Annotated in this window: 21 protein-coding genes; 7 read left to right on the top strand and 14 right to left on the bottom strand. The window is 59.8% G+C overall.

Annotated features, from left to right (window positions below):
- Positions 1-57: 57 nt before the first annotated feature.
- Positions 58-561, bottom strand: coding sequence for a hypothetical protein (locus tag CA85_RS06895; protein WP_146390592.1), 504 nt, complete (start codon positions 559-561; stop codon positions 58-60).
- Between the two features lie 1156 nt (positions 562-1717).
- On the opposite strand from CA85_RS06895, the gene CA85_RS06890 reads away from it, so the two are divergent.
- From CA85_RS06890 to CA85_RS06880, 3 genes are all read left to right on the top strand, one after another.
- Positions 1718-2236 carry a four helix bundle protein gene (locus CA85_RS06890; RefSeq protein ID WP_146390591.1) on the top strand — a complete coding sequence of 173 codons (519 nt, stop codon included), beginning with the start codon at positions 1718-1720 and terminating at the stop codon, positions 2234-2236.
- Between the two features lie 446 nt (positions 2237-2682).
- Positions 2683-2949 carry a hypothetical protein gene (locus tag CA85_RS06885; RefSeq protein WP_146390590.1) on the top strand — a complete coding sequence of 89 codons (267 nt, stop codon included), beginning with the start codon at positions 2683-2685 and terminating at the stop codon, positions 2947-2949.
- A gap of 172 nt (positions 2950-3121) precedes the next feature.
- The gene (locus CA85_RS06880) at positions 3122-3430 is read left to right on the top strand and encodes a hypothetical protein (protein WP_146390589.1); all 309 of its coding nucleotides are present in this window, start codon (positions 3122-3124) and stop codon (positions 3428-3430) included.
- Positions 3431-3521: 91 nt separating this feature from the next.
- On the opposite strand, the gene cobA is transcribed toward CA85_RS06880, so the two are convergent.
- Positions 3522-5057, bottom strand: a complete 1536-nt coding sequence (gene cobA, locus CA85_RS06875; RefSeq protein ID WP_246112566.1) for a uroporphyrinogen-III C-methyltransferase — start codon at positions 5055-5057, stop codon at positions 3522-3524.
- Between the two features lie 205 nt (positions 5058-5262).
- On the opposite strand from cobA, the gene rpsT reads away from it, so the two are divergent.
- The 4 genes from rpsT to CA85_RS06855 all read left to right on the top strand — a co-directional run bounded on the left by rpsT (position 5263) and on the right by CA85_RS06855 (position 8649).
- Positions 5263-5535, top strand: coding sequence for a 30S ribosomal protein S20 (gene rpsT, locus CA85_RS06870; RefSeq protein WP_146390588.1), 273 nt, complete (start codon positions 5263-5265; stop codon positions 5533-5535).
- Positions 5536-6277: 742 nt separating this feature from the next.
- Positions 6278-6997 (top strand): 2-C-methyl-D-erythritol 4-phosphate cytidylyltransferase, encoded by a 720-nt coding sequence (ispD, locus tag CA85_RS06865; protein WP_146390587.1) that lies wholly within the window; start codon positions 6278-6280, stop codon positions 6995-6997.
- A 51-nt stretch (positions 6998-7048) separates the two neighbouring features.
- Complete coding sequence (tyrS, locus tag CA85_RS06860; RefSeq protein WP_146390586.1) at positions 7049-8386, top strand: tyrosine--tRNA ligase; 1338 nt, start codon at positions 7049-7051, stop codon at positions 8384-8386.
- Positions 8387-8391: 5 nt separating this feature from the next.
- Entirely contained in the window at positions 8392-8649 is a 258-nt protein-coding gene (locus tag CA85_RS06855; protein WP_146390585.1) for a DUF4404 family protein, read from the top strand.
- Positions 8650-9357: 708 nt separating this feature from the next.
- On the opposite strand, the gene CA85_RS06850 is transcribed toward CA85_RS06855, so the two are convergent.
- From CA85_RS06850 to CA85_RS06795, 12 genes are all read right to left on the bottom strand, one after another.
- Positions 9358-10464, bottom strand: a complete 1107-nt coding sequence (locus tag CA85_RS06850; RefSeq protein WP_246112565.1) for a redoxin domain-containing protein — start codon at positions 10462-10464, stop codon at positions 9358-9360.
- Between the two features lie 48 nt (positions 10465-10512).
- On the bottom strand, positions 10513-11016 hold the full coding sequence (locus CA85_RS06845) for a hypothetical protein (protein ID WP_146390583.1): 504 nt from the start codon (positions 11014-11016) through the stop codon (positions 10513-10515).
- Positions 11013-12230: a hypothetical protein gene (locus tag CA85_RS06840; RefSeq protein ID WP_186774800.1), complete on the bottom strand. Its 1218-nt coding sequence runs from the start codon at positions 12228-12230 to the stop codon at positions 11013-11015. The genes CA85_RS06845 and CA85_RS06840 overlap by 4 nt, the downstream gene beginning before the upstream one ends.
- 14 nt (positions 12231-12244) lie before the next feature.
- On the bottom strand, positions 12245-12526 hold the full coding sequence (locus tag CA85_RS06835; RefSeq protein WP_146390582.1) for a DNA-directed RNA polymerase subunit alpha C-terminal domain-containing protein: 282 nt from the start codon (positions 12524-12526) through the stop codon (positions 12245-12247).
- 135 nt (positions 12527-12661) lie between these two features.
- Positions 12662-13465, bottom strand: coding sequence for a lipoate--protein ligase family protein (locus CA85_RS06830; RefSeq protein ID WP_146390581.1), 804 nt, complete (start codon positions 13463-13465; stop codon positions 12662-12664).
- Positions 13446-16970, bottom strand: coding sequence for an ABC transporter permease (locus CA85_RS06825; protein ID WP_146390580.1), 3525 nt, complete (start codon positions 16968-16970; stop codon positions 13446-13448). The genes CA85_RS06830 and CA85_RS06825 overlap by 20 nt, the downstream gene beginning before the upstream one ends.
- Positions 16971-17092: 122 nt before the next feature.
- Entirely contained in the window at positions 17093-18427 is a 1335-nt protein-coding gene (thiC, locus tag CA85_RS06820) for a phosphomethylpyrimidine synthase ThiC (RefSeq protein ID WP_315852703.1), read from the bottom strand.
- Positions 18428-18588: 161 nt separating this feature from the next.
- Positions 18589-19053 (bottom strand): ribose 5-phosphate isomerase B, encoded by a 465-nt coding sequence (gene rpiB / locus CA85_RS06815; RefSeq protein WP_146390578.1) that lies wholly within the window; start codon positions 19051-19053, stop codon positions 18589-18591.
- Between the two features lie 269 nt (positions 19054-19322).
- On the bottom strand, positions 19323-19697 hold the full coding sequence (locus tag CA85_RS06810) for a diacylglycerol kinase (RefSeq protein ID WP_146390577.1): 375 nt from the start codon (positions 19695-19697) through the stop codon (positions 19323-19325).
- Between the two features lie 6 nt (positions 19698-19703).
- Positions 19704-23009 (bottom strand): LPS-assembly protein LptD, encoded by a 3306-nt coding sequence (locus CA85_RS06805; protein ID WP_246112564.1) that lies wholly within the window; start codon positions 23007-23009, stop codon positions 19704-19706.
- A 358-nt stretch (positions 23010-23367) separates the two neighbouring features.
- Positions 23368-24747 (bottom strand): 3-keto-disaccharide hydrolase, encoded by a 1380-nt coding sequence (locus tag CA85_RS06800; protein WP_146390575.1) that lies wholly within the window; start codon positions 24745-24747, stop codon positions 23368-23370.
- Between the two features lie 230 nt (positions 24748-24977).
- Positions 24978-26297 (bottom strand): DUF1501 domain-containing protein, encoded by a 1320-nt coding sequence (locus tag CA85_RS06795; RefSeq protein WP_146390574.1) that lies wholly within the window; start codon positions 26295-26297, stop codon positions 24978-24980.
- Between the last annotated feature and the right edge of the window lie 5 nt (positions 26298-26302).

Genomic DNA, 26302 nt, shown 5'->3' with positions numbered 1-26302 from the left:
CTTGGTACTCCTTTTCATAGTAATCCTTCCCGATGTCGATGTACTTCTTGCCGTATTTTAGCATCCCATAGACGATTTTTGCGAGTTTGTGCGCAGTAGCAGTGAAATCAGCGTCATAGCGGTTTGGCCGCCGATTCCGTCGATGGTGGTTAGATCCATCCCCAGGATTCGGTATAGGTGATTTCGCATGTCGAAGGCAGGGCTATTGCTTGCTGCCATGGGGGCTTGGAGCTTCGGCAGTACCTCGCCCTCGCTAAGGTCTTCAAACGTACTCAGGTGCTGCTCCTGTTTCTTATCGAGCTCCACCAGCTTCGTCCCGTAGTAACGATACAGCTCAAGAGCCTGTTGCAGTGCAAAGAGATGTTCTTCACGCCAATTTCCTTGAAGAGCCACGCCGGTTGACTCCATTGCTACGGTCTCCATGCCACAGTCGTCCAGCCAATCGGCGAGTGATTCGAGATCGGCGGTAAACTTACTAAAGCAGCGGACACGCGCGTTATTGTCGGGAGATCCGACACGCGAACGTCGTTTCGGTTTTTGAGGTTTCGATTTCTTGGCCATGACGAATCCCCGGTAAAGGGGGAACGGAAAAACGCGGCAGGCGCGGGAGTAAGGCTCTGTTATTCCCTCAAACGGGGTCAACGCTTTTCGGCGAGCCACCAAGGTCATTTTCAAGCAAACTCCCGAGACCAGGCTGAGAAACGGGCACGAGATACCATGTAGAGAACAGCCTTCACGACCCGCCGCGGATATTCCAAGATACTCAAAACCAGTTCCTTGGTATCATTTGGGCACTTGTGGCCTGCGGCGGCTGGGAAGCAACTTGCCTAGGAATATCTCGGTCGCACATGAGCCGAAAGGTGACTTCGGCGGCTCATCCGACGGAAGCGTGCGCTGGAGGTTTTGGAGGCATGGCTCCAGTATCCAATGATTGATTTGTCGGAGGTGATAGTGGATGTTAGCCTGGAGCTGCCGGGAGAAACGGAGCCGAACTCTGCAGAGGTGCTGGCTTGGCAAGGGATATCTCGGTCGATGGTACGCCAATGGTGTTGCCGGTCCCTGGCGGACATTCGTTCGTCGGGCACCCATTTTTGTAAGATTATTGGATACGAGAGCCATGCCTAGAAAAACCTTCCCCCTGTGCTCCGCGCACACTTCCGTCGGATGAGCCACTTCGGCTGGCAGCGGACGCGTCCGCCGCCAGCATTCATTCTGTGACGGCATCGCTCATTTCGGACGCCACCGCCATGCCTCTAAAATCCAACACGCTGGAGTTACCTACGACAAACCCGGATGGACCGAAACATTTGCAGATGCCCGATAAAACGGACTCAAGCAAGAATGGCGTGGACTTAAGCAGCTTTACTCGATTTTCACGGGCATCTATGTTCGCTTCCGTCCGGCTTGTCCGGGCGGAGCGGCAACTGCAAGCTACCTGTTTTCGCCAGAAACTCGTTCGAGAATTTCCTTGACCCAAGAATTCAGAGCCCTCATACTCAAGCCAAGCCAACCGGCGATAAGACTCCCTCGAACCGGCGACAGCACTTTCCGTGCCACCGAGGGAACCGAAGGTCCAACCGGCGATAACACCCCCGCGGATCAACTTATCACCCCCACAACCAGCGATAATTACCTCGTTCTGGCACAAAGTGGCCATCGTGCTCGTGCTCGTGCTCAGTGAAACGGTGCTCGTGCTCGTAATCGAAATGGCGCAACCATGACCGAACCAATCTTCGACCACGATCGACTCGACGTCTACCGTTTGTCAATCGGATACGTCGCTGCTGCATTCGACGTTTCGAAATCGCTGAGCGGTTTGCATCGCCACGCTCGTGATCAATGGCTTCGCGCTGCTCAATCGATTCCGCTGAACATCGCCGAGGGTAACGGCAAGCGCAGCTTGAAAGATCGTGCTCGATTTTTCGACATTGCTCGCGGATCTGCGTTTGAATGTGCTGCGATTCAAGATGTTCTGGTTGCGACGGACGGTTTGGAGGACGTGGCGAGTCGAGAACTGAAACGGATGCTCAAACGAATTGTCTCGATGCTAACTCGAATGGCGATGAAGTTTGACGGCGTTAGGGAGCCGTCGGTAGACTATGAGCTGGGGAACGATTACGAGCACGAGCACCGCGATGCTGAGCACGAGCACGAAAGAAAGCCAGAACCAAGCCGTGCACCTAAGGACGGCTTGCGCGATTATACCAATGGAAAATCAATCGTCCGTCCTAGGTGACGGCCACCGTTATTTGATTTAGCGGCGTCGTGCAACGCTTGTCGAATCTGCGCTCCCGTTAGCGTTTCGACCCAACGATCGGCACGGCGACAATTGCCGTGGTAGCCGAACACGATGTCCGCAGCACGACACTGCGGAAGCCAGTGCCGATCAACTCCAACGCCTGATGAATCCAACGCGTGCCAATCCCAAGGCGTGACAACTCCAACGCCTGGCGAACCCCAGGTCCGAAGTTGTGTCGTGAATCCCACACCGATACAATGCCCGTAAGACTGGTTGCTGCTGGCCACCTCACGGCGTTTCGCTAAAGCCTAAACCATCCAACGCCATGCAATGGAGGACGACGTTCACGTCTTGGCAGGTGAACTTCGCTCTGCCGTCCCCATTGATGTCTACCGTTCGCCGACATTGGCTACCCTTCTGCTACCTGGACCGAACCATTTGCAATGCCCGAACTCGAACAATTCAAGACGCCAATCGCTTTCGTCGTGACACTGACGATTCTAGGGTGCATAGGCGGCGCTGCCGTTGGGTATTTGATGGGGACGTATAACCCAGCTTACTATCGTGCTATGTTCCCAGACGTTCAACCGCAGCGTTTGGACGAACTTGCCGTTGGCATCGGCCTTGGCGTGACTCAAGGCAGTTTCGGTGGTTTTGTCGCTGGCATTGTGCTGGCCGTGGCGTCTCTGATTGCCAATGCTCGGGCGTGATCCAGAGGCGCGACGTGACGCAATTCGTTGAACCCAGGCCGGCGTGGAACCATGAAGTGTACGGGAGAACGGGTGGTCCGTTTTCTCGTCTGCTTGCAAGTTTTCCGCCCGTTCCCCGTGATTTCTACCGTTATTCGACTGAAATTGACACGGCCTCAACTCTTCACCCTGGATGGGTTATTCACACCTCTCAACGTTCATCTACATTGCGGTGATTCCCGGTGCGATAACGGGTCTTGCCCTTGGATACATCGGAGACCGCTTTGAACTAACGTCGCTTCAACGACTGATCGCCGCCGTGCCGCTATGGCTCGCGATCCTATCGGGTTGGGTATTCGGAATGGCCGGACTTGCCTATCTGTTTGGCGTGGCCCTCGCGCTGATCTATCCGATGCCACGATGTGCGTGTTGCGGCCAACCATTGCTCTGCCGTCATGCCGAGCAGTGCTTTCATTGCGGTGCGGACTGGCACAAAACATGAACAAACGACGAAAAGGGGAAGGGGGTTGGTTGCTCCGTCGACCAATTCGGGAAACGCTATCAGCTGCAGCGCAGCTCACGCAAGCGATGTGTCAGGGGATCGAAGCGGCGGTGATCGCGTCGACGATGCCTGGCATCGATGCTGTCTTAGCAACGGCGTCGACCCGGCGTCCCTGTTGGGCGAGGACCTCGGCGGTGATGGGGCTGATCGCTGCGAAGCGGCACTGATCGAGATCGTCGCCAAAGAGCCGCTGGAGATTCTCAGCCGTCGCGCTGCTGGTGACGGTGACCCAGTCGATCTCGCCCCGGCGGAGCATTTCCGAGACGTCGGGACGGGCGGACTGCACATCGACGTTCTGATAGGCCACTACCTCTTGGACATCGGCTCCGGCGGCTCGTAGTCCGTCGGGCAGCAGCGAACTGCCGCGACTCGCTCGCACGATCAACACGCGTTCATCCTGCACGCTCGCGCCAAGTGCAGCGACCAAACCCGCGGCATCGAACGAGTCGGGGATCACGTCGGCAACGAGGTGGAACTCGCCGAGCGCCGCCGCGGTCGCGCTGCCCACTGCAGCGATGCGAAGTCCGGCGAGGCATCGCAGATCAAGGCCACGCTCGAGTAGACGCCCCATCCAATACCGCACCCCGTTGGCGCTGGCGAAAACGATCGAGTCGAACGAGGACAAGCGATCGATGGCCGCATCAACGTCCGACCAATCGCCGGGCGGTTTCACTTCGATCACGCTGTGGCGCACGATATTGGCACCGAGTTCGGCGAGCGGCCGAGCGAGTTCATCGGCCTGGGCCGAGGGACGGGTCACCAGCACGCTCTGGCCATGCAGCGGGCGGCGGCGGAACCAATCCATTGTTTCAGCCAACTGGGTCACCTCACCCACGATCGTGATCACCGGCGGCCGAAACCGGCTGGCGGGGGTGAGCTGGTCGACGACTTCGTCGAGCCGGCAAGCGATCTGCTGTTGGTCCGGGAGACTGCAGCGACGGATCAGTGCACAGGGAGTTTCAGGAGGCTTCCCCGCCTCGAGCAAGGCCCGCGTCCAGGTCTCAGCTGTCGTCACGCCCATGTAGATCACCAGCGTGCCGGGGAAAGCGGCCAAGGCGTTCCAGTCCAAAGCGGATTTCGATTTACCAGGCTCCTCATGCCCGGTCACCAAGGCCACTGCGGAGGCGATCCCACGATGCGTGATGGGGATTCCTGCGTAGGACCCTGCCGCCAGGGCGGCGGTGATTCCGGGGACGATTTCATAGGGGATCTGCACCTCGACCAGGGCCTCGACCTCCTCGCTCGTGCGGGCAAAAACAGCAGGATCGCCGCCCTTGAGCCGCACCACGCACTTGCCCCGGGAGGCATGCCGAAGCGTTTCGGCAATAATCTCGGGCTGGGTCCAAATCCGCGTCTGGCCGTGCTTGCCCACACAAATGCATTCCGCTTGAGGTGCATGGGCCAACATCTCAGCATTGGTCAGGCCATCGTAGAGGACCACATCACAGCGGCCGAGCCAGTACTGCCCCCGCAGGGTGAGAAGTTCCGGGTGGCCCGGGCCGGCACCGACCAGAGCGACAAACCCGTTGGGGACAGTCACCCCGGAATTGTTTTGAGAAGCGGTCACTGCGGGCAATTTCCAAGCAAAGGATTTCCAGAGATTCGATAGGATTCGAACGATTATGGAAGTTTTTCATGGATCTGGACAGCGGACGCTTCGATCGGCATAATACCCCGCTTGCCAATTCACTCGTAGGCAGATTCCCTGCCGCGAAATCAACATTTTCAGTAGTCTCCAAACGGGGCAGCACCCCACCCCCGCTGCCAAACAAATGCCAAACACCCAGAGCGCCAAGAAACGACTCCGTCAGAACGAAGTCCGCCGTCTCCGCAACCGCGGCGTCCGCAGTAACATGCGGGGCGCCGTTCGTCGTGTCCGCGAAGCCATCGCTGCCGGCGATCACGAAAAGGCGCAAGGCGAATTTCGATTGGCATGCAAAAAGCTCGATCAAGCTGCTGCCCGCAACGTCATCCATCGCAACGCCGCCGCTCGCACCAAGAGCCGACTCAGCTCGGCTCTCAAGAAAGCCACCCAAGCTGCCTAAGCGGTAGCGGATCTGGGACGTCGTCGAGGACGAGGCGCGCGGTCCTCCTTGAGAGGACTCGTTATCTCGTGCGCGAAGCAGGAAGAGGGGACTCTTCCGGTGCCACTTAAACCGCCGTTCCGCGTTGATCCGTTCTTCGAGCTGTCCCGTTGGGTAACGCTGTGGAGTACTTTTCTCTTGGGACAAAAGCCCCCGAAGTTTGAGTAGCACAGCGGATCTTCTAGGACGCAAGCCGATAGCAGGAATTGCCGACGGCATCACCGTCTGCGGGTTTCACCGACGCTGGTGAAATCGTGTGGAAATCATAACACGCCGGTTAGCGAGGGATCACATCGAATGCGTCGCCAATGCGTCGGATTATTGAGACGCGCAAGCGGCCGGGTGGGCGGCACTACCCGGTGCCTTCGCAACGCACGATCAATTTCTGTCGCAGGGGACGAGGCGACGAGCCCAAAGCCGCAGGACTCGTCGCCTCGTCCACTACGAAAACCGACACTTACTCATCGTGTGTTGCTTACCGGGCTGTCGATTTATTGAGCCGAGATGTGTCAGCGGCCAGGAAGGCGGTGATACCCGAGGCCTTACGGCCCTCGGCTCAACATTGTGGAGCCAACATCGATTGAATCGTCAGCCTGTGACGCCACCGGCAGGGATTTTGCCGGCCCCCGGCCGAACACGAACCATTGGCCCACACCTGCTTAAACCCCATTGCCCACGACTGGACAGGACGACACCGAGCGTTATGACGACCCTTCCCGACGCGAGCGTTGCTGTCATCTTGCCCGCGGCGGGCAGCGGCCAGCGGTTTGGTGACCAGTCCAACAAGCTGTTCGCTCCCCTGGCCGGGCGGCCGCTGTGGACGCACGCAGCCGAAACGCTACTGCGCCGCGACGAAGTCAGTTGCCTGTGGCTCGCCGTCTCCCCAGGAGACCGGGAGCAATTGGAAGAACAAGCAGCGATGTTGTCACGCCCCGATAAAATCCACTTCGTGAACGGCGGAGCCGAGCGGAGTGACAGTGTTGCTGCCGCACTCGACGCCGTCGCCCAAGCAGCCGAGGCATCGATCCAGTGGGTAGCGGTCCATGACGCCGCTCGCCCCCTGCTCCGTGCGGAGGATGTGAGCTCCGTCTTGGCGTGCGCCGCTCACACGCGGGCCGCTATCCTCGCCACACCCGTGACCGGGACCCTCAAACGCGGCGCAAGAGACCAATCCGCTTGCCAAACACTCGATCGCAGGGGAATATGGGTCGCTCAGACGCCGCAGGTTTTCTCGTTGGATTTGCTCCGCCAGGCCTACGCAAGCCATCGTGGGCGACCGGCGACCGACGACGCTGAATTGGTCGAGCGAACCGGGCATCCGGTAGCCCTCGTGGCCGGTGCCGCGGACAATCTCAAGATCACTTATCCTGAAGACCTAGCGGTCGCCGAAGCCTTGCTGCAATCCCGAACCCACCTCTCCTAGCCATTGTCGCTGGGAGGATACCGAAAACAAACCACGCGAAACCACACGAACATGACGCAGCCAGCATCGTCCCCAACCGACCATCTCCTCGACGAACTTCAGTGGCGGGGCTTGATCCACCAGAGCACCGATGAAACAGGCCTGGCCGAGTTGCTCGCGTCGGGACAACAGAGCATCTACATCGGGTTTGATCCAACCGCAACAAGCCTCCATGTCGGCGGCCTAATGCAACTCATGATGCTGCGGCGATTCCAGCGGGCTGGCCATCGCCCCATCGCCCTGGTCGGTGGCGCCACCGGCATGATCGGTGACCCCAGCGGCAAGAGCGAAGAACGCAACCTGCTCTCGGCCGAGCAACTGCAACGCAACGTCGATGGCGTGGCCGCTCAAATGCGACGCTTCCTGGACTTTGACGGCGAAGCCGGCTTCACGGGCAGCAACGGCGCCCTGCTGCTCAATAACTTTGACTGGATGCAGGGCTATTCTTACCTGGAGTTCCTCCGCGACGTCGGCAAGAACTTCCCTATCGGTGCGATGATGGGCAAGGAATCGGTCCGCAGCCGCATCAACAGCGACGCGGGACTGAGCTACACCGAGTTCAGCTACATGCTGTTGCAAGCCTACGACTTCGTGCACCTCTCTCGCGAGCATGGCTGCCGGATTCAAGCCGGAGGCAGCGATCAGTGGGGCAACATCACCGCCGGAATCGACCTCGGTCGGCGGATGACCGGCGAGCAACTCTTTGGGCTCACCGCACCGTTACTGACAACGAGTGACGGGAAGAAAATGGGCAAGACCGAACGCGGTGCCATCTGGTTGGATGCCGAACGGACCAGCCCCTATGCGTTCTACCAGTACTGGGTCCACGTCAACGACGAAGACGTGATGCGCTGTATCGCCTACCTGACCGAAATCGAGAAAGCCGAATACGATGAGCTGGCCGAACGAACCGAGCAGGCCGCAGGTGAACGCGCCGCCCAAAAGCGTTTGGCGCAGTGGATGACCGAACTCGTCCACGGCGACGAAGGCTTGGCATCGGCCGAACGGGCAACGAAGATTCTCTTTGGAGGCGATATCGGAAACACGCCCGACAACGAACTACAAGAAATCTTTGCGGACGTCCCGAGCCAGGACATCACCGCTGATCAAATCGAAGGCGAGGGACTGTGGATCATCGAAGCCCTACAGCTCGCTGGGCTCTGCTCCAGCGGCGGTGACGCTCGTCGCAGCGTCAAGGAGAACAGTATCTCGCTCAACAGCGTTCGCATCGGCGACGAGCAAAAGCGAATCACTCGCGATGACTTCGCGGGCCGCACCGTGATCGTGCTGCGCCGCGGCAAACGAAAATATGCCCTCTTGAAACTCTCGTCCGACGCCTCTCCCAAGTGAAAATCATGCGAACCGAACTCGATGAAACACTCAAGCACCTCCGCGCTCAACTGGCCAGCCTCGACAGTCTCGACCCAGAGCAGTGCGAGCAGCTGCAAGTCACCGTCAATGAGATCGAAGAAAGCCTCGACCAACACGACGTCAGCTCCCAATCGCTCGCCGATCGGTTGAGCGAAGCGACCGCCGAGTTCCAGGAATCACATCCGTCGCTGACAAACAACGTCGGACGCATCGCTCACATGCTCGCCCAAATGGGTATCTAAGCAACGCACGATCAATTTCTGTCGTAGTGGACGAGGCGTCGGTTATCCACAAGTTTGCTCCCCCGTGTGCTTGTCACACGGGAAGCGACGTTTTGAAGTTAGAGAACCGCGGCATCGATGCGCATTCCCCTGTCAGCTTAACTGACGGGAAACCAAGCCGACAAACTTTGCTGTCATGGGGGCAAGCCCACATGGGAGCGGGGCGAACGCTCCATTGCTCTAATCGCAAAACGGGGATTCCTGCCAGACAAGCTGACAGGGGATCTGGCTTTGTGGGGAATGACCAAGAGGCGACGAACTGCTCATTGCCACAAGTTTTCTCACGCCGACCGCGGTAAAGAAAATAGCCGGTGGTCAAGCGCAGCGAACACCACCGGAAACACCTTCTCTTCGAATTGCATTTTTGTTCCTCCATTGCAAAACAATGGAGTCTCCCCTCGCCGCCGCTTCGAGGAAGAGGGGTTGGGGGTGAGGGGGCCATTCACAACCGAGATCCGCCATGACCAATCGTCAGCGCCACAGCGGAAGCGAGTGCGAACCACCTGACGAAAGACGTGAAAGGCTGCTACGCGAATCAGGATCTAAAATCCGACGAGTCATAGGCTTTCGCGTCGCTCAAGACCGAATGGGGGTGAGCAAAGAGATTGAGCACGTCATCGAAAATTGTCGCCGTGTGCAGAGCAGTCCCCACGTTCCTCGGCCACCTGTCTACCGCGGCTCGGCAAGCAATTCCTCGATGGTGGTTCGCATCTGCTGCTCTCCGGGCGTGCCTTTCCAGTTCATCTCGCCCTGCCACCAGCGGCGGATGAAGCCGTCTTTGTCGATCACGTAGGTGGATGGCCACATCGTCGTCCCCCACGCCTGCCAATTCATGGCCGCCTGATCGAAGAGGACAGGGAACTCGAATCCGTCGGCATCCTTCGCCGCGGCCACCTTGTTACGATCGCGTTCAGCAGACGTCTCGGGGGTCTGAATCCCGATCACGACCAACCCATCGTCGGCCATGTCACGCTGCCACGCGAGATAGTGGGGGAAGTTGCGCTGGCAGTTGATGCACTGGAATGCGTAGAAAAACACAACCACCACCTTGCCCCGCAGGTCCGTCAACTGCACGCCATCGCCATCCAGCCACGTGGCGTCTTCGGTGATCAGCTCGGGGGCTCGGGGATAGGTGCGTTTCACACTCGAAAAATCGAACGGTTCGCCAATCAGGGAACCGATCTTGCGGCGCTGATCGTCTGAAAGAATGCTGAGTAGTGCCTGCCGCTCCTCTTGCTGGATCGCCGTCGTCTGCTGACTGGCTTGGTCCGTATCGATTTTTTGATCGGCGATTTCCTGTTGGATGCGAGCGACCTCAGCGTCGGTGGTGTCGAACCGATCGCTTAACTGCTGGGCTTGAGTCGGTGTAATCGCGAGCTGCCTCGTCGTGTCATCTTGCTCGAGCACGCGAGTGCCAGCGGCCTGACGTTCGAGCTCGATGAGCCGCTCTCGCTGCCCCTCGTCGAGCACCTCGGCGAGACGGCCCCTGAGTATCTCGGTCAGTTGGCTGACCTCAGCCGCCTGTTCCTCCGCTGGCAGAATCCGGCTCACCCACCACCTTGGATCCACTTCCGCTAGCGCCTCATCGACGCCCTGAATCGCTGTTTCGTCCAGCCCGAGTTCTTCGTGGACAGCGTCGTCGCGGATCATCTGCAAGAGGTAAGGGGGTGCCGCTGGCGAAGCCGATTCCTCACCGTAAGAAACCGGCAGCCCACACAGACAGGTGACCAGGATCAACAGCACAAGACCTGAGACGCAGCGGAGAACAGGATTCATCTTCATCCCAGGTTGAAGTCGCAAACGTGATATCGGTTGCCAAAATGATCAGGAACGGGCTGACCCGGCCGGTCGGGATCGCCAACGTCGCATCACGGCGGGCAGGCGTCGATGCAAAGGAGACTTTGCCGGAGCGTCGACCCGAGCCAATTCCGACTGGATCATTTCACTCATCTCCAATGCCTCCGGCTTGCGTGCAACCACATAGAACGGGTGCTCAGCGACTGCCTCGCGGCCTTCCTCAACAAATACCCGCACCCGAATCCCCCACTGGATCTTCAATAGGTGACCGCGATAGCTCAGCGGTGAGGGGGGCAGGCGGCAATGGATGGGCTGGCTATCGCCGATCCCGAGATTCCGCAGGTTGGCGGCATCATAACGCCGGAAATAGTGGACACTTAGGTCTTCATCGCCCTTTCCCTCAGTGTACCAAAGTACAGACACCTCCACGCTACTGAGCTCTTCCAGCTTGACCCGACTGACCCGCCAACTCGCTCGCAGGTAGCCGCCCGCGGAGTAGGTCGCGTCGTCACGGCACAACGATACATTCACCGCGGGCTGTTTGGTGGAACCATGAGCGGTGGGTGGACGACGAGCGGGAAACTTCGGCAGAACGATGGCCAAGGGCGGGCTTCTCCAGAAACGATCAATCGCCACCGCACGGAATTATTCGTAGCGCGAAAGGAATGCATCACATCGTGCGGTAGGTCGAACTCTAATTGTTGCTCCCAAGGGGTCATGGGGTCAACACGCACAGAGCTTTCTGAGAGTAAATCTTTGCTAAGGGCAATATGTTGATCCGAACGCACGTCGGTTCCCTGCCGGAAAAACGACTCTTCTTCACAGACCAGCCTAATCCGTAAACTCCGCAACCGCATGCGACCCATCTGCATCACGAAGAGCTGATAGGTTCCGCCGGGCTGTAGTGGATGGTCACTGATCTCGACCACCGTGGGCCCCACACCAGCGATCTGGCGGACGCGGCGCAGGAAAGATTTCAATGCCCACACTGCGACACCGGAAAAGGGCACCAACAGCATGGCGAGAACGGGTCGAGGGCTGCCATACCACCATCCTGAGATGGCAACGGCAAGCAACACCACGCAGACCGAATTCCACATCAACGCCAGCGACGCGGAGCCAAACACCGACCAACGGCCCGTCGAAATCGATGCCAAGCGATATCGCAGTCGCTCACCCGGGCTCTCGTTGAGCGTCGGCCCACGCGGCACGGTCGGCAAGCGAGGGAACTCCTCAACTCGACTCGAATCATTCGCAGGCTCCTCCTGTCCGCTGTTTTGCTGATCGGCGGAACCCTCGTTCGCAGCAGCGTTATCACGCGCTGCCGAATTCCCCTTCGCGTGCGAGTGCGATCGAGCACCCCAGCCTGCGATCCGGCCCTTTTGGGCCGAAATCCGCTCTTGGCTGAATCCGAGGTGCATCAACCGATAGCCCAGTCCGAAGGCCCCTGAGCCAATCGTCGCTAGCGAAATCAATGCGACCAGCCAACGCCCCCAGTGGAAACCGCCACCACGAGCGAGGTCAGAATCCAGCACCACACGAGCCTCGTCGGGCAAATCAATCCCGATTTGAGGCACCATCCAATACGCCACCACCACCAGCGTGAAGACGAACACGCCAACAAAAATTAGACCGAGGTAGAAGGCGAGTTCGCCGAGCACACCGCGAAACGGTCCCGTGCGCAAGCGACGTCCGAGCTTTTTGCTCCAAGGTCGCCAATGCCAAGTTCGTCGAGACCGTCGCACCAAGGCTCGCCGCTCTAGTGAGCTTTGGAGGTCACGACTTGGCGACCCGGACGGAAGAATCCGAGTAGTTCCAAGGCGTCGTAAACTTCGTCGAGTGTTTTCTCGCCAAAGTTGCTGATCTTCAACAATCGACGGGGCGTCGCGTTGAGCAGGTCACGAACAGTCAGGATGCCGGTTTCCTCGAGGCAATTGGTCGTCCGTACCGAGAGACCCATCTCAGCGATACTCAAGTCCAAACGCTCGCGGCGGAGGCGGGCGTCTTCTTCGGCTTGGCTCAACGGGATACGTGTTTTCATCAGATTCCTTCCAAAACAATAATGTGAATAAGCAGCGATGCTAAAACCCCCATGAGGGCATTTCCGCACGCTCGCATGATCGATTAATCGTACTGTATCAAATTTTCCGGGCAATGGGAAGAAATTCTCCGAACCTCAACGACGCTCGTGCCAACCGGGGTCGCGATACCGCGATTCCCACAGCTCAGCGGCGATCCCTGCAATCGTATCCTCCAGCCCCGCCGATTCGCCCCGCACCCCAAATTCCTCCGCCAACGCCTGCACCAACCTGGCTTCGTCCAAGTCGACGTTGCAGATGAAACTACGATGGTCACGGCCACGACGATACTCGGGCTGACGAGGTGCATAAGTCAAAGACTTGGCAATCCGATCCAGGTCGGCATCGATCAGGATGGTGCCGTGATAGAGCAGGTGATGACGGGCCACACGCAGACTGTTTCCTGAGAACTTGCGCCCCCGCCACGTCAGATCGCAAATTCCCAGCCGCTCGGCATCAGGCAACTGCCTGCGGACAGCCCCAAGTACCCGCTGCATCACATAGTCGTGAGCTGCGTCGATATTGCGAAGCCCACCGCTCGAGGGCACCCCCACCACGACGCTGTACATCAGACATCCCGGACCACCGACGACGGAGGCACCCCCGGTGCAGCGGCGCAAGACGTCCATTCCCTGCCGGGCGCACCAAACGCGGTCGACCTCCTCATCGATCCGCGAACTCCTGCCGAGGATCACCGTTGGGCTGCGAAACCGCCACACCCGAAACAAAGCCGTGTCGGTCCCCGCCTCTGCCTGTTCCTCACGCTCGTGCAGTCCGCGATTGCCGCCGTCCCCACTTCGAACAACGGCGTTTTCGACGACCCGGTCAGCCCACTGCAGCATCGCTTCATCACGCGCCAGTTCGTGCGGCGGCGCGGCGCTCTCAAAGTTCAATCGCAGCATGTTCGGCTCGCAGGGATTCCAAAAGCGGCAATGTCGCGACCCGCCAAACTGCGATCAAGCCCGCTAGCATCCCAAAGGTCAGAATTCCTAGCAGGATCCACAGCGGTTCAGCGATCGGTACCGAATTGCCTGTCATCCATGCGTAGGGCAGCACCGCTAATATCGCCGTCACCACACCACAGCCCATGCCCAAGATCAGTAACACAAAATTCTCACCCATGACGAGTTTCGCCAAGCGTGCCCGGGTGAACCCGACGGCCCGCAGCACCGCGAGTTCATTGCGGCGTTCGAGCACGCTGCGAAGCTGGGAAATCGCCAACCCAATCGTGCCGAGCAGCAACCCGAGCGCCCCGAGACTTTGGAAGGTGCGTAGATAGGTGTTCTGGACCGCCAGCATCCCGCTGAGTACCTGGGGTGCCGATTTCACATCCATGCCAATATCGACCAACCGAGATTCCAAAGCCGCGGAAATGGTCTCGGGATCTTCGCCCTTACCCGAGCGAATCAGAAAGTAGCGGTAACCACTCTCGCTGGGAAACGCAGCTTCAAAATTGCTCTCGCCGATCATTAACTTGCCCTGCAAAATTGATCCGGCGAGCAAGCCAACGACCTGGAACGTGAGCGACTTGCCCTCGCCGTAATCAAACGTTTTCTCTTGGCCGATTCCGCCCGTCATCTGCAAACTCCACATCGCGGTGTTCTGGTCGATTACCACCGGGATCGGATCATCCATCGTCCCGCTGGCCGGTCGCTCGAGCAGCTGCCAGGGTGCCTCCCCAGCGTCGGCACCGGACGCTGCCCAACCAAAACTTTCCAGATCGCTCTTTGCGGGAATCCCCAACACGGTCGGCCGGGTCGCTTGATAGAGATTATTGCAACTGGCGTCCTCACCGCTGCGCATCCGGCAGGTCACGATCGTCGCCTCGGTTAGCGACTCGGCATCGCGACCGAGTAGATCCTCCCGCACGACGGGGTCATGAAGGTCGAGTGAAATCGGTGTTCCCGCTTCGGCGATTAGATCGAATCCGCCCGTCCCCTCTTCCGACGGCGACATGCGAAACGCCGTGATCGATAAGATCAGGAAGGCGGCCGTCGCGACGAGCCCAATCGTCAGTGTGCTGCGTAGCGGGTTGCGCTGCGCATTGGCAGTGGCCAGCGCCGGCAGCGAAAGCCGCATCGTGCGACGTCGAGCCAGCCATCCGTAGATGCCCAGCAGGGAGGCGATCAACAGCAGCATCCCGGCACCGACAAAACCTCCTGCGGCAGCTTGCGCACTGCCCCGAGCACCTGCCGCCGCTGCCCCCATCGCCAGTAGAACCAACAGCCCCATGGCGACCGGACGCACACGAACGCGGTCCCACCATCGCGAAGCGTCTGCCGGGTTGGTCTTGTCCGACACGCGGTGCCCGCCGAGCAGGGCTGCGGGGTTGAGTCGCAGCAGAAACCGCAATGTCCATGCTGCCGTCGCCATGCACACCAGCCAGCCGCCGACACCGCCCAAAACGATCGACAGCGGCGTAGCGTGAAAACGCAAGAACGGTACCGTGACCGCACCGACCCACCAGGAACGCAGCGCCCACAGAACAAACGCAGCATAGCCCACGCCTCCGACCAGCCCGATGAGAACCCCGACCGTCGATGTGATCGCAGACTCACCCAACACCAACCCCATCACCCGCCGTGGCGAGAAACCCACGGCGAGCAACGTGCCGAATTCATCGATCCGCTGCAGCATTCCCAATCGCAATAACAACGCAATCAACATCATCGCTGCGAAGATGACGAACATCGACAACGCCAAGAACAACCCATCAAAGGGCGTCGTGCCTTTGGACGCGGCGAGCTGCTCGCTACGAATCGAACGGGGCACCCAGCCCAGGTCCGCTCGAATCGGCGCAATCGCCGCCGTGATCATCGACTCGAGCTCGGCGAGGTCATATTCGGGGGAGATCCTCAGGCTGGTCGTCTCGCCAAATCGGCTGCCGAATCGATTCTGTCCCGCCGCCAGCGGAATGAAGGCCTTGGGCGTCAAGCCATGCTCGTTCCAGTATTGATCGTCCTCTGGTTCAATCTTCCTCTCCAAGGCGAACGGCAGGTCCCAATCGCCAATCGACGCTTGATCCGTCACACCGGGAACCTCCGGTGTCAGATTAGGATCGTTGTAGGCAGTGATCGGTTCGTCGTAGTCACCGGGACGTCCAGGCCGATACGGGCCGGCGCGGGGCGTCAGCGGAACGATCTGCGTGAGCACGGCCGCGAAGGAATGCTCGACCTCTTTACCACGCTCCACCTCAGGCTCGTAGTAATGAACCTGGACCGCGGCACCCACCTCGACACCCAAGCGATCCGCCGCCCAGCGATTGAGCACGATCGGAATCCGGTCCTCCAGACTCATTCCCTCAGGGGGCCGAAAATCGAGCTGCAACGTCGGCCCCGAATCGATGGCTGAAATCGTGCTATAGGGAACACTCGCGACAATGGTGTCGGACACAATGGTGTCGGACACCTTTTCGGGCTCGGCCTCTCGCTCGATCGCATTGGCGAGGTAGGTCATTACCTCGGTCACGTCACCGGGCGGCAGGCTTTCTTTGATTCGATCCACCGCGGCCTGCGAGAGCAACAGATTGTCGCTCGAGAGTGAAATGTAGTCGACCGCCGGGCCTGGCTCGACGCGTTGCAGATTCCACCGCAATGTTTCCAGATTGAGCGCGACCGCATCGGCATCGAGCGGGTGATCGAACAATATCGCATTGGCTTGGCCGGGCCGATCGAGGACATCGGCGACGACTTCACGCGATACGAAAACGGTCTTGGGCGCGCTCTGGCTGGCGGTCAAAGAGAATCGACCGAGCCCACGATCCGGGACGATGGCGACGACCTCCATGCGGGGCAAACCCTCGCCTTGGATCTCCCGTTTGCCTAACGGGCTGTCGGCCGGCACGGCCGCTTCGACGGGCAAACGCAGTGTGACTTCATCACCCACGCTGACCTCGAGTTCATCGGCAGCGGACTGATTGAGCACCACGCTGGTTTCACCCGGCATGACGTCGGGGCGGACCCCGGATACGTCGAGATCCCAGAATGATTCATCCGCTCCGACAATCTGCACGCCGCCGACGTGACGGATTCGCGGCAACCCGCTCGGTGGCTCCGCATCGGCAGCGGGTTCGAGGGGCTTGATAATCTTCGTTTCAACACTGCCGCCGGGGAACAGGATCACGCTGACCGCTGACTTATCGCTGGCCGAGATCGACCCGCCACTAACTTCAACTCGATCGATGGGGAAGAACTGACCGGGTGCCAAAATCGATTCGATGCGGCCGAGTCGCTCGACGGTCAGGGCTCGCAAGCTGGACCGCATGGAATCCCCCACCAACAGCGCCCCCGTGATCACCGCCGTGGCGGTGGCCACTCCCAAAGCAACTGCCAAGGTGATCGCAGAGCGATACCTCAGCGTCGCACGAATCACGGAGAACAGCGAAAACGACCGTGGCGTGTGGGCCATCAAAGTTCCTCATTGCGTTGGTGTTCGCTACGCTCAAACCACCGGCCATTGTCCAAAATCCCTGTCGGGATTGGCTCAAAAAGGCGTGTCGGGTAACGATCCCAACCCCGGGGCGTCCGTTTCTACTTGATCTCGACGAGCTGTTTTTCCTTCGCCATTTGCCGGATGTCTTCGGTGATCTTCATCGAGCAATACTTCGGTCCGCACATGCTGCAGAAGTGAGCGCTCTTGAAGGTGTCCTGCGGCAGTGTCTCGTCGTGGTATCGCTGAGCGGTCTCGGGATCGAGCGACAAGCGAAACTGTTCTTTCCAATCGAAAGCGAAACGGGCTCGCGAGAGTGCGTCATCACGGTCTTGGGCGCCAACGCGTTGCCGAGCAACGTCAGCCGAGTGGGCAGCAATCTTGTACGCGATCACGCCCTGTTTGACGTCTTCCTCATTGGGGAGACCGAGGTGTTCCTTGGGAGTGACGTAACACAACATGGCGGCGCCGTGCATACCCGCGTTGGCGGCACCGATGCAACTGGTAATGTGGTCGTATCCTGGCGCGATGTCAGTGACGAGCGGCCCGAGAACGTAGAACGGGGCACCGTCGCAAACTTCGATCTGGCGTTCGATGTTCATTTGGATTTGATCCAGTGGAATGTGGCCGGGGCCTTCCACCATGACTTGCGTCCCTTTTTCCCAACCGCGGCGGGTGCACTCACCGAGCACGTCGAGCTCGGCGAACTGGGCCGCGTCGGAGGCGTCGGCGATGCTGCCCGGACGCAGGCCGTCACCGAGTGACCAGGTCACATCGTACTGACGCATGATGTCGCAGAGATCGTCAAATGCTTCGAGCAGTGGGTTCTGTTTGTTGTGGACCATCATCCACTTGGCGATCAGTGACCCGCCGCGACTGACGATTCCTGTTACCCGGTTGGCGCTCAAGTGCAGGTGCTCAAGCTTGATCCCACAATGGATCGTCATGTAGTCGACGCCCTGCTTGGCTTGATGCTCCACCATATCCAGGAAATGCTGGGCCGTCATGTCTTCGATGTTGCCACCGAGTTCCTCGAGCATCTGGTAAATCGGCACCGTCCCAATCGGCACCGGGCTCTTCTCGATGATCTGACGCCGGATGTTATCGATATCCTTGCCGGTCGACAGGTCCATCACCGTATCGGCGCCGAAATGAACAGCGGTGTGCAGCTTTTCGAGTTCTTCGCCCGCATTGCTCGTGACCGCACTATTGCCAATGTTCGCGTTGATCTTGCACTTCGCCGCGATGCCAATGCACATCGGCTGCAGAGCGCCGGCAGCGTGGACCTTGTTGGCAGGGATGACCATGCGTCCCGCAGCGACTTCATCGCGGATCAGCTCCGGCGACAACGCTTCACGCTGGGCAACGAATTCCATTTCGGGGGTGATTTCGCCCGCGCGGGCGGCCAGGATTTGCGTCATGGTGTTCGAACTCAGTTTCGAGGGGGCGTAGGATTCGACGTTCTTTATACGGCAGCGGGACGGGGGCGAGTAAGCACCTGCGGCCAAGTTTTTGTGTGAAATCGACTGATTGAGCGTTCCATCGAACCCGCGATCCAAATGAAAACGGGCAATCGATGGCTGCAACCGCCCGCCGGTCAGTCCGCTTCGAGCGAGAGGATTTTTTGCAGTCGGCGAGCGTGCCGCTCTTCAGGAGTGTACCGGGCAGCCAAAAACGATTGCACGATCTCGAAAGCTAACTCGCTGCCGATGATCCGGCCACCGATACACAATACGTTCATGTCATCGTGCTCGACACCCTGGTGGGCGGAGTATGTATCGTGACAGATCGCGGCGCGAATCCCAGTAATTTTATTGGCCGCAACACTAACCCCGACACCGCTACCACAAATCAACAGCCCCCGGTCGGCCTGACCGCTATTGATCCGCTCGGCGACCTCGACAGCGAAGTCGGGGTAGTCACTGGGCTCCAAGTCATGGGTCCCGCAATCGATCAGATCACTCACCTGGCCCTCCAAATGCTCGATGACCATTTGTTTCAGCGGGAAACCAGCGTGGTCCCCCCCGATGGCTAGACGTAACGACGAATCGGGAGCAGACATGGCTTGCGGAAAAACGGGAAAATGAGGTGCGGGTGATCAACGGTCGATGCGTGGAGGATATCCGCTGGAGGGCTAGGTCGGCTAGGCGGGGTTTTTTCGCGCCAGCCGCTCTCCCGGACGTCTCCGGTCGTCTTCGCTCGCCCGCCAACCACCGGCTATGTTCTAAAACGCGCTCGCCGTGGAATGACGTGTGCAACCAGGCATGAGGGCGTGGGGGGACAGGACTCTCTCAACGGGTTCACGCAGCGGGCGACGCAGGCCAGCGAGTTCTAAGCTTGTGATGGCGCGAACCAGAGGTAGATTTCGGGGCCTAGGATCAGGAGGCCGATGGCGATGGCGGCGAGGGAGGCTGCTAGGACTGCGGCGGCGGCTACGTCGAGGACGCGGCCGATGCGGGGGTCGCGATCGGGGTGGATGACCGCGACGAGCAGTTCCAGCGAGGTGTTGAATAGCTCGGCGGTGATGACCGCCCCAATGGCGAAGATCAACCCGGCCCATTGCCAGAGCTGCAGCGGCAGTAGGACCCCGACGACGATCACGGCGGCTGCGACACTGAGGTGGACATGAAAGCTCGGCTGGTCACGCAAGGCCCAGAACAGTCCCGCGAACGCGACCCGGAATTTGTGCAACCAAGTCTGGATCATGACGTTCTACTCGAGACCCTCGACACCGGGCGGTGGGATCATTTGCCCACCGAGAAGCCCGAGCCGTGAGGAGGGCAGGAATCGCGGTTCAAACGTGAACCCAAAACTCGTGTTGTCGCGGCCGGCGTCAACGTTGGCTCCGATCTGGAACAGGAACGACTCGCCGATCCGGGTCAACCCGAACGATTGCGTGTTACTGCCTGTGGAACCGAAGTCATAAACAGTGCCCGCTGAGACGATCCATTTCTCGTTCAAACGGTGGTCAATTTTGGCTTGCAGGACCGTACTGCTGATCGGCCCTTCGAGGGACAGCAAGCCGACGTAGAGATCGCCGAGACCCGGACGACTGGTCCGGACACCGCCGCTCAGCGATCTCAACCCATCGTCGAAAAAGTCGATGTAGCCGTCGCCGAGCAGCGCCACCCGATCCCCAAGATTGTACTGGGCATCGAAAATCGTCGGGCCGACCAGTTCGCCGTAGTTATCGCGATCCGCTTCGGGCATCAGGATGGTTTGCATGTCGAAACGAAACAGATCGACGATGCGTTCCCGGCCGGGCAAACCCCGCTTGGTCTGGAAGCGATGGTTCATCCCCAGCTTGAATTGCTGGAGGTCGTCGGCGATCGTGTCACTGGGGCTGGTAACGTTCCCCTGGATACCTTGCCGGAGGGCGTAGCTGCGTGGATCAAACCGGTCGGGGAGCATGCCACCGTAAGTCGTGTAGATGAACGACCTGCGGAACTGCTGCTGGGTATGATCATCGAGCGGGTCGTAGTAGGGCAGCTCGTCGTAGTCTGTATTGCTGTCGGCATAGAAGTATTCCGCCGTGAGATTCACTTTGTGCGCCAGGCCACGCACGTTGAGCAGGCTGCTCTGGACGGTGGGATCGATTCGTGAGAGCGGCAGGTTTGCGCGGATCCCGCCGCCACCCCACAATCGCGTCAGGTCATCACCATTGATGTCTTGACCGTACTGGGATGCTTCGCCGATAGCGAAGGGGGCAATTTTGACAGGCCCAGCATCGATGGGCATCGATATCTCCTGTCGGGTGCGAGCGACAATCCCCTCGCTGCTGACCTCGCCGGGCAGGGTCGCCGTGACCGCTGCGGTCGCCGGATCTAAAGGCGCGTCGGCTGGATTGAGCCGTTGGTAGCCAACCTGATTATGCATCGACCAGGTCAAGCGGTCGCCGAGCAGCGATCCGCCGAGGGCGTAGTGGTTCAGTTCAGGAAGCCGCTCAGTTTCCTCAAAGAAATCGTTGACCTGGACATTGAAATTGGCGTCAAACAGTTGCGAACCATGATATTTACGCAACCGCATCCCCGTCGTCCGATTGGCCCGCTGGTCCCAGCGATTCTCGAAGTATTGCTCGAGGAAGTTGCGATCGCTAATGAACCCTAACTCCGCTGTGTACTCCCACCCATTGGCCAAATCATGCCGGTGGAACAACACGGCCGCACCGCGAACATCCTCTTCGGGAACGAGGTTATTGCGACCGTTGCCGATGTTATCGAGCCCGTGGTCTTTGATGATATAGCTGTCATAGGTTCCCACGACGGGGCCGGCGACACCGAAGAGCCCGGGGAGCGTGTAGTCGGTGTGCGAACCGAGAGCGGGACCACGCTCGCTCAAGTAGTCCGTTAACAGACTCGATTCCACACCGTCGGGTGTATTCATGCCGAGGAGTTGGAACGTATCCCATTCCAGCATCACCTGTCGGCCAAAGATTTGGTCACTCTTGATACTGGCGCCGTTTAGGTACGACGTTGGCTTTCGCAGCGGGGTGGAGAACCGCGGCCAGTAGAGCACGGGGACGCCGCCGAGATACACGAAATTACCGCTGCTCGAGACATACGGTTCGGTATCGGAGATGACTTGGTTGGTATCGGGATCGACACGCGAGACGGGACGCTGGGTCAGCGACAGCTCGTTGCTCTGCAACCAATAGCGTGGGACGCCGAGCCGGCTGCTGGTGACGGCGGCGTTGTTGGCGACGAAGTTGCCTCGGGCGACCTGACGCATCACCTCAGCTTTTACTCGCGCGGTGCCTTGGGTTTGTGGGATCGTCGCAATCACCTCGGCGTCGAGGATCACGCCGACCTCGCGGGCCGCGTTGTAATACATCGCATCGGCATAGATGATTTGATCACCTTGCCGGACCACGATATCCCCTTCGAGATACAGCTCTCCCTCGGCATCCGAGACGCCGGCCGCACCGGTGATAATATCCCCGAGCGGAGGCGTCCAAGCAACGATTCGGTTGGCCGACAGGGAAACCGTTCCAATCGGCACGCGCAGCCCCGTGGGAGTTTGCGCCATGACATCACGAACCAAGACGGTGATCCCGCCTGTCGCCACCACAATGGTTTCGTTGCTTTCGGTTCGATCGATGGTTTGAAAATCGGTGGGGTGGGAGGTTCCGCGTGAGAGCAACTCGATGCTCTTGCTACCTCCACCAATCGAATAGGCCCAGCCGCCTGTTGTGCCGCCGGAGTCCGTCATGATCGGTGGTTCAGGCAACGGGACGACGGGGTTGAGTTCGGTCGGACCGGCCGGTGTCGGCGACGCATAACTCCTCACAGGACCATTGAGCTGTGACGGCGAACGCAACGCGGGGTCGGAGGTGATTCCCGATTCATCCCACGTCAAACCGCTCGGCGGCATCATCTGCATGTCGGGTTCGGGCGCGGGCGCGGGCAGCGGTTGAACGAACGCGTGGGGATCGCCTGGCAAGACAGACTCCGCCGCTGGAGTGGGCCCGCCCGCTGGAATGGGTTCGCTGTACTGCACCGGAGCAATGTGGGAGGCGGGGCCCGTGGAAGCGGCGTTGGTCGGTGCCACGCCGCACTTGGCCCACCAGTCCGCCGGCACCTCCGTCTGGCCTCGATACTGCTGGGCGCGAATTTGCGGCGGCGCCGACAACCGCAGGCTGGCCACGATCGGTTCACGTGTGGTCTGGCCCGACCCGAGGCCCACCCGATCCATCAGCAATCGAACTTGGATCGCGTCACCGTGGCCGTCGACAACCATCAGGATGGATTCCGCCTCAAAGCGTTTTCCTTGGTATTCGAGCACACAGTCGCCTCGTAATAACGTGCAATCCTGCGGCAATTGCGATGCGGTGCCCGTTGCGATGGGGGTTGCGGCGGTAGCGATCGGTGTCGCCGAGGCGGAACTTGGCTCACGCTGCCAGCGGTAGACGGTCTGGCCATGAACACTCAAGGCGGCCCCCTGGGGGATCGCGACCGCGGGGACCGGTCGCAGGGTTTCGCGGCCCGGTTCCTCCGCCCCAGCAGCAGGCGAGAATAGCATTAGCAAGCCCATTGCCACCGTCGTAGCCCACGGCGCAGCGACGAACCGCGTCCATGCAAAATAATTTTTTTGCTTGGGCCGCGGTGGCAAAACGGTGTGGTGGACAACAGCAGCCAACAGGCGACTTTGCAATACAATGGTGGTCGAAATGCACTTAATAGCACGGACGATCCACACGAGGGTGACCCGTCCGCAAGCGACATTACGAAAGCCAGCCACTCGTCCACAAGCCAAATTCCACGATTGCCAGAACCGAGTCTCGGGCGGCTAATTCAACCGCCCCAGTGGCGCAGCGGCTCGCCGCACTCCTGGGGAAATAGAGCAAATGGGCAATATTGAAAAGTCAGAGTCAGCAGTCTTATTTCGCCATCTGCGGGAACTGGATGCCGCCGGTGAGGCCTCGATCGATGACCCAGATATTGCGAAAGCGGACGGGATCGCCGTGGTTCTGGATCTTGGTTGGCAATAGCGTCGGGGTTTCGTCTTGCCCGGCGCCGGTCGGACCAGTCAGTTCCTGATCATCTTGAACTTTGACCCCGTTGATCCATGAAGTCACCCGAGCGTTGCGTACTTTGCTGCCGTCGGCGGCATAGCGGGCTGCGGTAAAGTGAATGTCGTAGGTCTGCCACACCAAGGGTGGGAACGCCATGTTGATTTTCGGCGTTTTGTAGCGATACAGGGCGCCGAGGCCGTTGAAAACCTTCTCCTCCCCGAACGAATCGAGGACCTGGCATTCATACCGGCCCTGCAGGTAGAGCCCGCTGTTGCCGCGTTTTTGTCCAGTCATTTTGGGCATGTGGGGAATCCGGAACTCCAGGTGCAGATCGAAATCGCTCAGCATCTCGCGGATATCAGCCCCCTGTTGCAGTAGGCCTTGCTCGTTCATCTCGGCCTGGGAGAATGCCGACGTGTCGCTGCCGTCGAAGAGCACGGTGGCACCATCGGGCGCCGCCGCCCCCAAGGTCGGGCTACGTCGCTCGACCCGCTCCAACTCAGCGAGCGTGGAGCCGGTCACATCAATGATCTTGCACCCGTCAGGCGAAGCAAACATGGCCCAGGGGCCGCCCGAAAGCACGAGCGTTTTGCCGCTGCGACGCCCCAGCAACACCATCGGCTTTTCATTGACATAGCCTTCTTGCCCCGGCAGGCCACCTGAATAAGCGCGGGCTTCGAACTCACCGTCGCCCAGGTTGCGAATTTGAACTCCCAAACGATTGTTGTCTGACGATTCAGCGGACTCGTCCGCGGAATCATCTCCATCGGCCTGCGTTGCCCCGAGATCGCCGACGTATTCACCTACCAGTGAAAAATCGATCGCTGCTGGGCCTTCGGTCGGTGGCAGCGTCCACACCCCTTTGGCCACCCATTCGGGGTCCGCCACGGGCTCCGACTCCGCATCCTTGGACTGAGCCGCATCGGCGGCAGCATCTTCCGACGTCGGCTCAGACGGTTTCTCGCCATCATCGGCTGGTTTGCTTTCACCTTCGCCGGATTTTGATTCATCCGCCTTTTCGGGCTCTGAGTTCTCTGCGGGCTCGGCGTCACCGCCGTCTTGTGTTTCATCGGAGGCTTCGTCGGTGGTCTCTGCCGACTCGCCCGCCGAATCCGCCGCCGTGTCTTGGCCGAACGCAGGCGATGTGGGAAGGCCAATGAGTAACGCCAGCAGACTGACGCTTAGGATGAACGACGCGGCGCGGGACGGGCCGCCGAGGCGGGGGCAAAACGAACTCGTAGTCATGGGGGCAATGCAAACGTGGGGGGATGGGGTGGGATGGGACACGCCCGACATTATAGTTCCACCGCCAGCCTCCGTCGGCATCAAATTAGACACGAAATCGAGGCAAAAGCCTGGCAAAGCTTAGCTCGACCGCCGAGAAGCACCCCTTGCGACGAGAAGGCCGCGGCATCGATCGGCTTTCCCCTGCCTGCGGCACCGCGCCGGCCAACTCCCAGCGCCAATTCGGACGTTCACGAAAACAACGCGTCGATCACTTTCCCGTTGCGGACCAGTGTGATGGGGCGGCCCGTGCCGGAATCGTATTCCTTGGAAGGGTCGATGCCCAGGTTGTGGTAGAAGCTCGCGGCGACGTCATCGGGCGAGAGCGCGTCGTGGCGAGGCGCGGCCGCTGTATCGTCACTCTCACCAATCACCTGGCCACCTCGCACGCCACCACCGGCCATCAACATGAACATGCAGCGCGGATAATGATCACGACCGCCCTCGGCACTGCGACTGTTGATCTTCGGTGTCCGGCCAAACTCACCGGTTACCATCACGGCAGTCGATTCGAGCAGCCCCCGTTGTTCCAATCCCATAAGCAACCCGCTCAGACCGACGTCGAGTCGCGGAAGCAGCCCGGTCTGCAGCCGTGTGAAATTATCTAGATGGGTGTCCCAACCGCCGAGTTGCAGCGAAACGAAGTTGACACCGGACTCAACCAAGCGCAAGCTCAACAAACAACTCTGGCCGAAACTATCCTCACCGAACTGGCGCCGGAAACTTTCGGGTTCCTGCGTGATGTCGAAGGCGTTGCGAGCCCGCGGCGAGGTGATCATCGCGTAGGCCTGCTCACCGAATCGCGAGAGCCCCTGCAACAGCTGATCGTCGGATTCCAAATCCGCAAAGCGGCGGTCGAGACGTTTCAGCAAGGTTTGACGGCGTGAAATTTCATCGACCGATAGATCGCCTGGCAGCGAGATGCCGCGGACGGAAAACGGTTGATCGAAACGGGGAGCCGCTTTGGTTTCCAGAGCTGCATTCTCGAGGCCGAGGAACCCCGGTCCGTGCCCCGCCTGCGGGATGGCGACGTGGTGCGGGAGATTGAGGTCGCCCGATCGCTCCGCCGAGACAACCGATCCGAAGCTGGGGTACTGCAGCGATGGGATTGGGCGGCTGCCTGCATTGACGTATTCCCGGCCGAGCTGGTGGGCGGCGAGTGTATGGGAAACACCTCGCAGTATCGCGTACTTGTCAGCGACTTTGGCGAGCTGAGGAAGATGCTCGGAGATCTCCATCCCGGGCACATTGGTACGGATCGGCGAGAACGGCCCCCGCACCTCTCGGGGCGCATCGGGTTTCAAGTCAAACGTGTCCATGTGAGAGGGACCGCCAACGAGCTCTATGAAAATCGCCCGGGTGGCCCGGCGCGGCTCCAGCTCGCCCGCGCCAGCCATCTGTAGCCAAGCCGGCAGCGTCAGTCCGCCGATGCCGACAGCGCCGGTACCGAGCACGCCGAGTCGCAGCAGATCACGGCGAGACGCGCCGTCGCATGTTTTGTGCAATCGCATGATAT

The organism is Allorhodopirellula solitaria, from assembly GCF_007859855.1.
Lineage (GTDB): Bacteria > Planctomycetota > Planctomycetia > Pirellulales > Pirellulaceae > Rhodopirellula > Rhodopirellula solitaria.
This window is presented reverse-complemented; position numbering and strand designations above follow the sequence as displayed.